This is a genomic window from Hymenobacter siberiensis, from assembly GCF_018967845.1.
Lineage (GTDB): Bacteria > Bacteroidota > Bacteroidia > Cytophagales > Hymenobacteraceae > Hymenobacter > Hymenobacter siberiensis.
On sequence record NZ_JAHLZZ010000001.1, the window covers coordinates 1,384,574 to 1,397,172 of the forward strand.

The 12,599-nt window shown below is 60.7% G+C and carries 10 protein-coding genes; 5 read left to right on the top strand and 5 right to left on the bottom strand.

What is annotated here, in order from left to right; all coding sequences use genetic code 11:
* Nucleotides 1-30 precede the first annotated feature (30 nt).
* The 4 genes from KQ661_RS05840 to KQ661_RS05855 all read right to left on the bottom strand — a co-directional run bounded on the left by KQ661_RS05840 (nt 31) and on the right by KQ661_RS05855 (nt 3,195).
* Complete coding sequence (locus KQ661_RS05840; RefSeq protein WP_216685905.1) at nt 31-777, bottom strand: hypothetical protein; 747 nt, start codon at nt 775-777, stop codon at nt 31-33.
* Between the two features lie 42 nt (nt 778-819).
* Nucleotides 820-2,361 carry a hydroxymethylglutaryl-CoA reductase gene (locus tag KQ661_RS05845; RefSeq protein WP_235726931.1) on the bottom strand — a complete coding sequence of 514 codons (1,542 nt, stop codon included), beginning with the start codon at nt 2,359-2,361 and terminating at the stop codon, nt 820-822.
* 96 nt (nt 2,362-2,457) lie between these two features.
* Nucleotides 2,458-2,910 (bottom strand): energy transducer TonB, encoded by a 453-nt coding sequence (locus KQ661_RS05850; RefSeq protein WP_216679782.1) that lies wholly within the window; start codon nt 2,908-2,910, stop codon nt 2,458-2,460.
* A gap of 15 nt (nt 2,911-2,925) precedes the next feature.
* Nucleotides 2,926-3,195 carry a hypothetical protein gene (locus KQ661_RS05855; protein WP_216685906.1) on the bottom strand — a complete coding sequence of 90 codons (270 nt, stop codon included), beginning with the start codon at nt 3,193-3,195 and terminating at the stop codon, nt 2,926-2,928.
* A gap of 374 nt (nt 3,196-3,569) precedes the next feature.
* On the opposite strand from KQ661_RS05855, the gene KQ661_RS05860 reads away from it, so the two are divergent.
* Nucleotides 3,570-4,385, top strand: a complete 816-nt coding sequence (locus tag KQ661_RS05860; RefSeq protein WP_216679784.1) for a phytanoyl-CoA dioxygenase family protein — start codon at nt 3,570-3,572, stop codon at nt 4,383-4,385.
* 165 nt (nt 4,386-4,550) lie between these two features.
* Entirely contained in the window at nt 4,551-5,333 is a 783-nt protein-coding gene (locus KQ661_RS05865) for an SDR family NAD(P)-dependent oxidoreductase (protein WP_216679785.1), read from the top strand.
* 64 nt (nt 5,334-5,397) lie between these two features.
* Here the strand turns inward: KQ661_RS05865 and KQ661_RS22745 are convergent, their stop codons facing one another.
* Nucleotides 5,398-6,078 (bottom strand): phosphatase PAP2-related protein, encoded by a 681-nt coding sequence (locus KQ661_RS22745; protein ID WP_216685907.1) that lies wholly within the window; start codon nt 6,076-6,078, stop codon nt 5,398-5,400.
* A gap of 154 nt (nt 6,079-6,232) precedes the next feature.
* On the opposite strand from KQ661_RS22745, the gene KQ661_RS05875 reads away from it, so the two are divergent.
* The 3 genes from KQ661_RS05875 (at nt 6,233) to KQ661_RS05885 (ending at nt 12,489) form a co-directional block, all read left to right on the top strand.
* Nucleotides 6,233-7,555 carry an amidohydrolase gene (locus KQ661_RS05875; RefSeq protein WP_394369617.1) on the top strand — a complete coding sequence of 441 codons (1,323 nt, stop codon included), beginning with the start codon at nt 6,233-6,235 and terminating at the stop codon, nt 7,553-7,555.
* A 229-nt stretch (nt 7,556-7,784) separates the two neighbouring features.
* The gene (locus KQ661_RS05880; RefSeq protein WP_216685908.1) at nt 7,785-10,205 is read left to right on the top strand and encodes a M4 family metallopeptidase; all 2,421 of its coding nucleotides are present in this window, start codon (nt 7,785-7,787) and stop codon (nt 10,203-10,205) included.
* 268 nt (nt 10,206-10,473) lie between these two features.
* On the top strand, nt 10,474-12,489 hold the full coding sequence (locus KQ661_RS05885) for a M4 family metallopeptidase (protein ID WP_216679788.1): 2,016 nt from the start codon (nt 10,474-10,476) through the stop codon (nt 12,487-12,489).
* Nucleotides 12,490-12,599: the final 110 nt, after the last annotated feature.

The window sequence follows — 12,599 nt, forward strand, 5'->3', positions numbered from 1 at the left end:
GACAAGTCCTGCTCGGCTATGCAAAGCACTTCAGGGTTGTTTGAAGGATATCTGATTATAATATTCCACCATGCGCAGCACCTGGCCCAGGTCGGTGTAGCTCAGGTGCTGTTTGGCGGCCCAGGCCGCTACTTCGGGACCGCGGCTGCCAAAAAGCTGGCTCACATTTTTTTGGCTGAGGGGCAGTGCCCGCAGGGGTTCTTTGGCCACAAGGTCGGTGCCGGCCAATACCGTTTGGCCGATTTCGTTGCGCTCCGGCTGAATTTCGGTGCGCAGGATGGGGTCGAGGCGGGCATCCTGGTGCCGGTAGCTGTGTAGCACGGCCAGGGCCAGGGGGCTGTTGTCGGACTGCGTCAGTACTTCCACAAAATCGAGCCGGGTGCTGCCGTTGCGCACCAGCTTACTGCGGAAGTGCCGCGCCTCGCTGCCCCGGCCCAGGTAGAAGCCGTCGAGGCTGCCGGGCGGCCATACGTGGCTGCCGGTCGAGTCGCGCACTTCGAGCAGGCGCAGGGCCACGTTGTATTTCAGGGCCGGCACCCGCACCCGGCGCTTATCGAGCAAGACCAGGGTGCCGGGCTGCTCCGCGCCCTCCAGATAGGCTTCGGGGGCACTCACTAGGTCCTTGCGCATCCGGGCCAGGGCATCGGGCGAATTGGCCCGCTGGTATAGGTCCATCCCGAGCTCCCCAAGCTCGCGCGAGGATTGCATCTGCGCTTGCGCACGGCCTGCCCCCAGCCACAGGCCAACGACCAGGAAGGCTAGTTTTTGCAGTTTCATTGAGTAGAGGTAGGAAAGGGTAACTGTTTGTATCAGATGCTTCTACCGGTTGCGGCCGTACTGCTCGTGGCTGCTCACCCAGTCGGAGCTGCTGATGGCCGCGCCCAGGCTTAGCTCGCCGGCCAGCACCACGCCGGCCACTATCTCGGCAAACTTGCGTACCGTGCCCCGGCCCACGCAGCCCAGCATTTGCAGGCACTCGTTTTGGGTGGCCAGGCCGGTGCCGCCGCCGTGGGTGGCCACAATCAGCGACGGAATGGTGATGCTGATGTACAAATCCCCGTCCTTATTCACTTCCGAATACAGGATGCCGGCCGAGGACTCGCTCACGTTGGCCACGTCCTGCCCCGTGGCAATGAACATGGCCGTGATGCCGTTGGCCGAGTGCGCGCCGTTGTTGTTGGCCCCCGAAATGAACGCGCCCACGTTGCTCACCTGCCCGTGGTAGGCCAGCTGCTCGGGCGTCACGCGCATGCGTTGCATCAGGATGTCGCGCTTGATGACGGCTTCGGCCACCACGCGCTTGCCCCGGGTGCGCATTACGTTGATTTGGGAGGCCTTTTTGTCGGTGGCGAAGTTCGATTCGAGGTAGAAATGCTCCACTTTCGCGCCCTTGTAATTTTCCAGAATCCAGGAGCAGGCGGCGAAGGTGGCGCGGCCCACCATGTTCTGGCCGGCTGCGTCGCCGGTGCTGAAATTGAAGCGCAGGTAGGCGAATTTGTTGCTCAGGTACGTGTCGATGTACTGCAGCTTGGCCACGCTGGAGGTGCTTTCGGCCTGCGGCCGAATCAGGCCAATGTGTTCTTCCACCCACAGGCCAAAGTCGCGCGCCCCGCGCGCATCCTCGAACACGAACACCGGAGCCCGCTGCATGGCATCGCCCACCACGGTGCACTTCACGCCGCCGCACAGGTTGAGCACCTGCATGCCGCGGTTGTAGCTGGCCACGAGCGTACCCTCGGTAGTGGCCATCGGAATCAGAAAATCGCCCTGGGCGTGCTCGCCGTTCACGGTCAGCGGCCCGGCCAGGCCCACCGGAATCTGGGCCACGCCCAGGAAATGCTCGCAGTTGCCCTGCAACTGGTGGGCATCGAAGGAATAGTGCTTGAGGTGCTTAAATTCTTTGTCCGCAAATTGCTCGGCGAAGCGCTGCCGGGCCGCGATGGCGGCTTCGGAGTAGTCGTCTTCCTCGGAGCGCGGAATGCGGGGCTGGGAGCTGGCCACGCCCACGATGGCATCTTCCACTTCCACATGAAGGTCGCCGAAAACGTCGGTCGAAAACCACATCTGCACCGGATGAATGCCCTCGGGCAGGGCCGGCATGTCGACCATTACCGTGATGGCGCGGCCCACGGGCAGCTCCACGGCCTGCCCGTCGGCATCGATGGCCGTGGCAGCGCGATGCTCGCCATTGCCCAAATCAACCCGGATTTTCTCGGCCGGCACCACCACATCACCAATCTGCACTTGCTTGAACGCCGTCACTTTCACGGTGTCGAGCCGGTTTTTGAGGCTGAAGGCCACACCTGCGTTCTCGGGCAGGTTGTGTAGGCTGCCACGGGTGTAGAGCAGCTTGAGAAGCATGGGGCTGGGCGTGAAAATCATTGCGGGGAGGGTGGGGGTTAGGTGTGGAAGGGTGAAGGTGGGGAATTTTGGTCGGAATGCGTAAGCAGGTCGGGTTTATTTCAGTTTGAAGGTAATCGGCAACGTCATACCCACAGGCACAGGCAGTCCGTTTTGTGAGCCAGGCCTGAACGGCGGTAGGCTCCGTACCACCAGTAACACAGCGTCATCAAACTTGGGATTGAATGTTTTGATAACCCTTGCATCACGAACCTGACCAGTAATATCTATGGTAAAAGAGACGAAAATCCGGCCTTCTGCTGCTACGATTTTGCCATTTTCCTGGGGCCATGCTATTCGCTGCTGGATATAGTCAATTACCTCGCGGTTGCTGCCACCGTGCTGAAATACGGGCATTGCTTCTGTCATTTCTCCATACACTCGGTCTTCAGACTTGGGCGAGGCTAACACTGCCTTATCAGCTCTTGGCAAGGATGTTTGCTGTTTTACCGGCCGCCGCACCTGCGCCAGCGCCTCCCGCGCCGTCAAGCCCTGGCCCACTACCAGCACCAGCGCCAGCAGGAACTACTTTAGGCACCGCGTCAGTGTTACCGGCACCTGCTGCACCTGCTGCACCTGCTGCACCTGCGCGGACCGAAAGCTGCCGCAGACCCGGCCATCGGGGGCGGCGGAGCGGGCGGCAGCCAGGTCAGCCACGGGGTTTGCCGACTGGCTGAAATCCTGCACCACCCGCTGGCAGCTGGCGCAAAAATGGCCTTGTGCGTGGGCCTGGAAAGCCGCTGGCCCTACGGCATACGGCTGTAAAACGGCGTTAGAAGTGGGCAGCAGGAGCATCGGCCGGGCAGATTGGAGGGAGAAAAGATAGGAGTTTTCGCGATTAGTACCCTCTTCCCAACGCCGTTGCGGCCGTTTCCTTGCGTGCGACGGCCCCGGCTCCGTACTCCCGGGTCGGGGCCGGTATCAGAAGAAGGATTGAGCGTTAAAGCATTGCAGGCCGGTAGCCGTTAGCGCGCGGGAGCACCGGGGCGGTAATTCATCATCGGTTCACGTGCCTAACGCGTATTTGCCGCATCGAAACTACTGCGCGGCGGCGCGGTTATAGCCGCCGTGCTGCTCCCGGTCCGTGTCCAAAAATCGGCACAGGCCACGCCGGACGTATTACCTTTGCGTGTCGCCCGGGAATACCCGGCGGCCGCCAAATTTCTGTTATGGCCTTATCCTCTGATTATCCACGCTTCACGCTCGGCAGCACTCTCACCGCCGAGCAACGGGCCTTTTTTACTAAATACGGTTTCCTGCACTTCCGGCCTTTTGCCTCGCCCGAATATGTTCAGCAAATCCTTCTGGCTACCCAGGAAGTGCAAGCCAGATGGCTGGCCGAAGGCGTAGAAAAGGTGAACGGCGTACCCATTAAGTACGGCCACGACGTGGACGGCTCGCGCATTGTGCAGCGCTTCGCCTTTGCCTCGCAGCACCATCCTGTGTTGCACGAGTTGCTTCAGGACGAGCGTTTCGAGGCCCTTTTTCCCCTCCTCGAGGCCGAAGGCGGCCGCGTGGGCGAGAATGAAAAGGACGGCCTTGTGGTGAACCATTACGTGAACGTGCCCGGCTCCGAATTCAGCCAGATGGGCTGGCATACCGACTCGCTGCGCGACGTATTCTACGGCAAGCGCATCGGCCCCATGCTCAACGTGGGCCTGCACCTCGACGGCACCAAGGCCACCAACGGCGGCCTGCGCGTGATACCCGGCACTCACCGCCAGGGCCTGCACAAGATGCTGTTTCGCAAGAAGTACTACAAGGACGTGTACTACGACCCCAACGAAATGGCCATCGAAACCGAGCCCGGTGACCTCACCGTGCACGATGGCCGCATGTGGCACCGCGTAGCCCAGTCGCCGCTCACCGGCCTCGAAAGCCGCCGCCGCGTGATGTATGTGCCCATCATCTCGGGCAAGTACCAGCCCAAGAGCGAGGACAGCCCCACGCCGTTCTACCTGCGCTTTTTGCACTTGGTGAAGTAAGCTGGACGAATAAAAAAGGCCGTCATGCTGAGCGGAGTCGAAGCATCTCTACAGCGTAACTAATCCCAATCGACAGGATTTTGTATTGAGGTAGAGATGCTTCGACTCCGCTCAGCATGACGGCCTTATAGCAATACTAAATACTGCATTATCCCCATCGAAAAAATGGCCTACGCTCTCGTTACCGGCGCTTCGCGCGGCATTGGCCGGGCCATTGCCCTTCTTCTGGCCCAGCGCGGCTACGACCTGCTGCTGGTGGCGCGGTCCGAAGACCAGCTCACCAACCTGGCCCTCGAAATCGGCACCCGGCACAAGCGCCAGGCCCACGTACTGGCCACCGACCTGGCTGCCCCCGCCGCCGCCGAAACCGTGGCCGCCTGGGCCATTCAGCAAACCGAGCAGCTGGCCGTGCTGGTGAATAATGCCGGCTACGGCCTCTGGGGCCGCTTCGAGCAGCTCAGCCTGGCTGAGCAGCAGAATATGCTGCAGCTGAACATGCACCTGCCCGTGGCTCTTACCCACGCCCTGCTGCCGGCCCTGCACAAAACTCCCAAAGCCTACATCCTGAACGTGGCCAGTACCGCCGCCTACCAGGCCGTGCCTTCGCTGACGCTGTATGCGGCCAGCAAGGCGTTTTTGCTGAGCTTCAGCCGGGGTTTGCGCTACGAGCTGAAAACCAGTAATATATCCGTTAGCTGCCTGAGCCCCGGCGCCACCACCACCAGCTTTGCCGACCGCGCCGGCATGGGCGCCGAGCTGCAAGCCACCGCCAACAAAGTGTCGATGACGCCCGAAGCCGTGGCTACCGCCGCCGTGAACGGCCTGCTGGCCGGCGAGGCAGAAATCATCCCCGGCGTACTCAATAAAGTGTCGGCCGGCCTTACCAGCGTGGTACCCAAAGGCATTGTGGAGAAGATTGCCGCCGGGATTTACGAGAAGTATTTGTAGCGCGGACTTTTAGTCCGCGAGTAGCCCGGTTCAGGCCATTCAACTCGCGGACTAAAAGCCCGTGCTACTTCCGGCACACGCGCCCGGCCAGCCAGTAGGCGGCCCCGGCGAAAAACGGCGCGGCCAGCACATCATACGAGTAGTGCACGCGCTGCACCAGTACCAGCACGCCCACGGCCACGCTCATCAGGCCCAGCACCCAGCGCCAGCTGCGGCCCCGGCCTACCAGTGTGAGGAGCACCATGGTGGCGGTGTGGCCCGAGAAAAATAGGTCGCGCACGATGGGCTGGGTGGTTACTTCGAAAATGCGGTCCATCACCGGGTCGTGCAGAATGACCAGCGTGGTGGGCGGCTCCAGCGGCAGCAGCCACAGCGTGCCCATGCGCAGCAATTGCAGGAAATAATAGGCCCACAGCGCCGGTAACAGCCGTTGCGGCCGGGGCAGCAGGTAGGCCAGCGTGGCCGCGATGGCCCCGTAAATGAGCGCAAACGTGAGGGCCGAAACATCGTGCACCGGCAGCAGCTCCAGCAGCGGGTCGGGGAGCCGCTGGCCGGGCCGCGCCTGAATGAAATGATAGAAGCCCGGCACCACCGGCAGCAGGCACAGCAGCAGCAGCACCACTGCGCCCAGCCGCAGGCGGAAACCCTTTGATGCCCAGGCCGCCGGCCAGGAGCGTGGGCGGCCCGGCTGATGCGGGGCACTCACGGGGTGGGGCAGGGGGGCAGGCGTCAGAATCGTAGCCACAAAAAATAACGGGTTCAGATAATGGAAAGGCAATAAACCAACGCGCAAAAATACGTCCCGGGCTGAACAGTAGCGCGCTGGTTGGCCACGGTGGCGTAACATTGCCTACCGGCCGAAACGTGCCGCCCGGCTTTCATTCCTCATTCTTGATTTTATGATGCGCTTTTTACTTTCTGCTTTGCCGGCCGGCCTTGTGCTGGCGCTGGCCGCCGCCCCCACCGCCCACGCCCAGAATGCGGCCCTCGATGCCCGTATTGCCCAGCTGGCCACCCAGGAAGAAAGCAAGGTCATTGCCTGGCGGCGCGATATTCACGAGCATCCCGAGCTGGGCAACCAGGAAACCCGCACCGCCGGCATCATCGCCGCGCACCTCAAAAAGCTGGGCCTGGAAGTGCAGACTGGCGTGGGCCGCACCGGCGTGGTGGGTATTTTGCGGGGCGGCAAGCCCGGCCCCGTGGTGGCCCTGCGCGCCGATATGGACGGCCTGCCTCTCACCGAAAATAACGACTTGCCCTTCGCTTCCAAGGTTAAAACCACCTACCTGGGTCAGCCCGTGGGCGTGATGCACGCCTGCGGCCACGATACCCACGTGGCCATGCTCATGGGCGCGGCCGAGGTGCTGAGCCAGGTGAAGGCCGACCTGCCCGGCACCGTGAAGTTCATTTTTCAGCCCGCCGAGGAAGGCTCGTTGCCGGGCGTGGAGGGCGGGGCCAAGCTCATGGTGCAGGAAGGCGTGCTCGACAAGCCCAAGGTCGATGCCGTGTTCGGGGTGCACATCAGCGCCGGGACCGAGGTGGGCAACCTCACGTACCGCCCCGGCGGCGAAATGGCCAGCTCCGACCGCTTCACCATCAAGGTGCACGGCAAAGGCTCGCACGGGGCCTACCCCTGGAACAGCGTGGACCCCGTGGTGACGGCCGCCCAGATTATCATGGGCCTGCAAACCATCGTGAGCCGGCAGGTGAAGCTGATTGACGATGCGGCCGTGGTCACGGTGGGCACCATCAACGGCGGGGTGCGCTACAACGTTATTCCGCCCGATGTGGAGATGTCGGGCACCATCCGGGCGCTGAACCCGGCCGTGCAGCAGCAAATATGGGCCAGTATCCGCCGCATTGCTACCAACATTGCCGAGAGTGCCGGGGCCACCGCCGACGTTACCATCGACCCCTACGTGCCCGTGACCATCAACGACCCCGCCCTCACGGCCCAGATGCTGCCCACCCTGCAAGCCGCCGCCGGCCCGGCCCACGTGCGGGAAATAAAAGCCGTGACCGGGGCCGAGGATTTTGCCTTCTATCAGGAGAAGGTGCCCGGCCTGTTTCTCTTCGTGGGTGGCATGACCAAAGGCCAGGACCCCGCCACCGCCGCCGACCACCACACGGCCGGTTTTCGCATCGATGAAAGCGGCCTTACGCTGGGCGTAAAAACCCTGGCCACGCTGGCCGCCGACTATCTGAATGCTGGTAAACGGTAGCAAAAATCAAACCATGTAATGGTTCTGGCTAAAGGAATATTACAATTTGGTTAAGTGCAATTGTGTCTTCATTGTTTTTTCATGAAACGTACAAAATTCGGGTATTATTGTCGAATTAATGGTAATTGAGGCCTTTCGCTAATAAAGTTGCCTATGTTGCGGCAGGTTTAGTGCAAAACGTTAAAAAATTGCTAAGCCTCGATTTCTCACCATTAACCTGAATAGTTGCATGAAAAAACAATACTCAGCTGCTGCATTGCTGATGCTCAGCTCACTGGCTGTCAATGCCCAGGATGCGTCGCGCATTCAAAGCAAGGTACTGGGCGACGACAGCCAGCCATTGCTGGTTGCGTTCAATGCCGAAGGCAAAATGGCCCTCCGTGGGCTGGACGCCAACCAGGTGCTGCGCCAACAGCTGGCCCTCACGCCAGCCGACGAAATGCGCGTAGCCCGCGTCGAAACCGACCAGCTCGGCTTCACGCACCAGAAATTTGCCCAGTACTACCAGGGCATTCGCGTAGAGCACGCCGACTATACGGTACACGCCAAGGGCGGTACGGTGGAAAGCATCAGCGGCGACTTTGAGCGCATTTCCAAGCTCAATACCACGCCTGGTATCAGCGCCACCGCCGCCCTCACCCAGGCGCTGGCCTCGGTGGGCGCCCGCAAATACATGTGGCAAACCACCGAAGCCGATGCCGCTTCGTATGCTCCGAAGGGCGAGCTGGTAATTGTGCGCGACACGCGCACCAGCTCTACCGGCCCGCTCGTGCTGGCCTGGAAATTTGACGTGTACGCCCAGCAGCCCATCAGCCGCGCCTACGTTTATGTAAATGCCAGCACCGGCGAGGTGGTCCTCACGGATGCCATCATTAAGCACACTGCGGCTACGGGCACGTTTGCCACGGCCTACAGTGGCAGCCGCTCCATCAACGACGGCACTACCACGGGCGGCTATTTCCTGCGCGAAGGCACTACCCGCGGTCTGGGCATCGAAACCTACAACTGCAAAAAGGGTAATAGCTATACCTCTGCTACCGACTTCATCGACGCCGACAACAACTGGACGGCTGCCGAATACAACAATGCTAACTTCGACAACGTGTCGGGCGATGCCCACGCGGGTGCTCAGGCCACTTACGATTACTGGAAAAACGTGCACGGCCGTAATTCCTACGACAATGCCGGTGCCAAAATCAAGAGCTACGTGCACTTCGACGATACCCCTGGCGACGGTGTGGGCTACGAGAATGCGTACTGGAACGGCTCGGTGATGACCTACGGCGACGGCGCAACGCGCTTCCGCCCCCTGACGGCGCTGGACGTGTGCGGCCACGAAATCGGCCACGCCGTGTGCGAAAAAACGGCCAACCTGACCTACTCCAACGAGTCGGGCGCGATGAACGAAGGCCTGTCCGATATCTGGGGTGCTTCGATTGAGGCCTACGCTGTGGCCAGCCTGGGCTTCACTTCGGGCGGCGTGAAAGCGAAGTCGACCTGGCTCATTGGCGAGGAAATCGACAAGCAGCAGGCTGCTTTGCGCTCGATGAGCGACCCCAAATCCCTGGGCCAGCCGGCCTACTACAAGGGGGTTAACTGGTACACTGGCACCGGCGACAACGGCGGCGTGCATACCAACTCGGGCGTGCTCAACCACTGGTACTATATCCTCGCGGCCGGCGAGTCGGGCACCAACGAAGGCGGTGGTACCTACAGCGTGACCGGCCTAGGCCTCGACGCGGCTGCCAAAATTACCTACCGCATGGAGAGCGTGTACATGGTCGCTTCCTCGACTTACGCCCAAGCTCGGACCTACTCCATCCAGGCCGCGACCGACCTCTACGGAGCCGGTTCGGCCCAGGTAATAGCCGTGACGAACGCGTGGTTTGCCGTGGGTGTGGGCGCTGCTTCGGGCGGCACCACTACGCCTACCTATTGCACCATCAAAGGCACCAGCCAGGCGTTTGAGTGGATTGACCTCGTGAATATCGGCAGCATCAACCGTACTTCGGGTTCCGATGCCGGCTACTACAACGGCACCGCCCTGAGCACCAGCCTCGCTGCCGGCTCCAGCAATACCATCTACTTCAGCGCCGGCTATGCCTCTACGGCTTACACCGAGTACTGGAAAATCTACATCGACTACAACAAGAATGGTGTCTTCACCGATGCGGGCGAACTGGTTGTAAGCGGTTCGGCCGCCAGCACCGGTACCCTTAGCAGCACCTTCACGGTGCCCACAACGGCCCGCAACGGCACTACCCGCATGCGCGTGGTGATGAGCGACAACTCGGCCACTACCAGCTGCGGCACTTTCAGCTACGGCGAAGCCGAAGACTATACCGTGAACATCACCGGCGGTGCGGCGCTCACCGGCGTGGCTACCCTCAGCGGCAGCAGTGCTACGCCGCTCGGCAACGAGGCTGCCCGCACCTTGGAAGTGTACCCGAACCCCGCTTCGGAAATGCTGAACATCTCGGTACCCGGTGAGGCTACCAGCGTGCAAATCTCGGACGTGCGTGGTGCTCGCATGAGCGATGTTTCTTTCGCCAATGGCCAGGTAAACATCAGCCGCCTCGCGAAGGGTATGTACACCATCACCGTGAGCAACGGCGAGAAAGTGTTCCACCAGCGCTTTGTGAAAGAATAGTCACTCTTTCACAATTTATAAAAAGGTCTGCCAGCAATGCTGGCGGACCTTTTTTCTTTTAGTAGCCGATAATATTTTTTAGTGGTTCAATTTTATCTAGTTGAAATTCAATTTATTGAGTTGCTGGTAATAAAATTCGGACATTACTGTAATCATGATGTTAACATGAAGTATTTAATGAAAAAATCATTAAGTTGCGGCGTAAACACTGATGAAATCTGACCCTCAGCGTTGCCAACAAATTCCACCACCATCTTTCCCATTCGTTATGCTTAATAAATACTCTGCTGCCACGCTGCTGCTGCTTAGCTCGCTGGCTACTAATGCCCAAGCGCAGGATGCCCGCCGCATCCAAACCAAAGTTTTGGGCGACGACAACCAGCCCGTGCTGGTGCAGTTCAGCGCCGAAGGCAAAGCCGCCTACCGTGGTGTCGAAAGCAGCCAGGTACTGCGCCAGCAGCTGGCTCTCACCGATGCCGACCAGATGCGCGTGGCTCGCGTGCAAACCGACCAGCTCGGCTTCACGCACGAGAAGTTTGCCCAGTACTACCAGGGCATTCGCGTAGAGCACGCCGACTACACGGTTCACGCCAAGGGTGGCACCGTGGAAAGCATCAGCGGCGATTTTGAGAAGATTTCGGGCCTGAACACCACGCCTGGCCTGAGTGCTTCGGCCGCCTTGGACCGGGCACTGGCTTACGTGGGGGCCCATAAATATATGTGGCAGGACCTGGGCGAGGAAACGCTGCTGAAGCAGGAAACGGGCAAGTCGTCGGCCAGCTACTACCCTCAGGGCGAGCTGGTGATTGTGCGCAACGAGCGCTCGACCAAAGCGGAGGTGATGAACAAGCCGGTACTGGCCTGGAAGTTCGACGTGTATGCCCAGGAGCCGGTGAGCCGGGCCTTTGTGTACGTAGATGCCCGCACCGGCGAAGTCGTGCTACAGGACAACATCATTAAGCATACCAGCGCCACGGGCACGTTTGCCACGGCCTACAGCGGTAGCCGCTCCATTGGCGACGGCACCACCACCGGCGGGTATTTCCTGCGCGAAACCGGCCGGGGCCTGGGCATCCAGACTTTCAACATGAAGAAGGGCACTCAGTATGCCCGCGCCACCGACTTCATTGATGCCGACAACAACTGGACGGCCGCCGAGTACAACAATGCCAACTTCGACAACGTGGCCGGCGACGCCCACGTGGGAGCCGAAGCAACCTACGACTACTGGCAGAACGTGCACGGCCGCAACTCCTACGACAACGCCGGCGCCATCATCAAGAGCTACGTGCACTACAGCCGCAGCTACGAGAATGCCTACTGGGACGGCACGCGCATGACTTATGGGGACGGCGCCACCCGCTTCCGCCCCCTGACGGCGCTGGACGTGTGTGGCCACGAAATCGGCCACGCCGTGTGCGAAAAGACGGCCAACCTGACTTACTCCAACGAATCGGGCGCGATGAACGAAGGCCTGTCCGACATCTGGGGTGCTTCGATTGAGGCCTACGCCGTGGCCAACTTAGGCTTCACCTCCAGCGGCCCCAAGGCAAAGTCAACCTGGCTCATTGGCGAGGAAATCGACAAGCAGCAGGCCGCTCTGCGCTCGATGAGCGACCCCAAATCGCAGGGCCAGCCCGATTACTACAAAGGCATCAACTGGTACACCGGCACCTCCGATAACGGCGGTGTGCACACCAACTCGGGTGTTATCAACTACTGGTACTACCTCATTGCCGACGGCAAATCCGGCACCAACGAGAAAGGCGTGGCCTACTCGGTAGCCGGCCTCGGCCTGGATGCCGCCGCTAAAATCACCTTCCGCATGGAAGACGTGTACATGGTGGCCAGCTCGACCTACGCCCAGGCCCGTACCTACTCCATTCAGGCCGCTACGGACTTGTACGGCACCGGCTCGGTGCAGGTGCAGTCGGTAACCAACGCCTGGAACGCCGTGGGCGTGACCACCGGAGCCGCCCTTATAGCCCAGACGGGCCCTACCAGCGCCCCCGCCATCAGCGGCGCGGCTTCGCTGACGGGCGTGGCTTCGGCCCATGCCCTGAGCCTGTACCCAATGCCGGCTACCAGCGAGCTGCATCTGCTGCTCGACGGCAATGCTGAAATCGTGCGTGTGAGCGTGAGCGACCTGCGTGGTGCCATGGTGGCCACCACCCGCTACAATGGCAGCGGCACCCTCGACGTGAGCAGCTTGGCCAAGGGCATGTACGTTATCAACGTGAGCGACGGGGTGCAGACCTTCCATCAGCGCTTTGTGAAAGAGTAGTTCTCTTTTTGAGTTAGTGAAAAAAGGCCCGTCAGCATTGCTGGCGGGCCTTTTTTTCTATCATCCTGAGCTTGCGAACCGAAGGTCGGCGTAGCCAAGGACCTTATCAC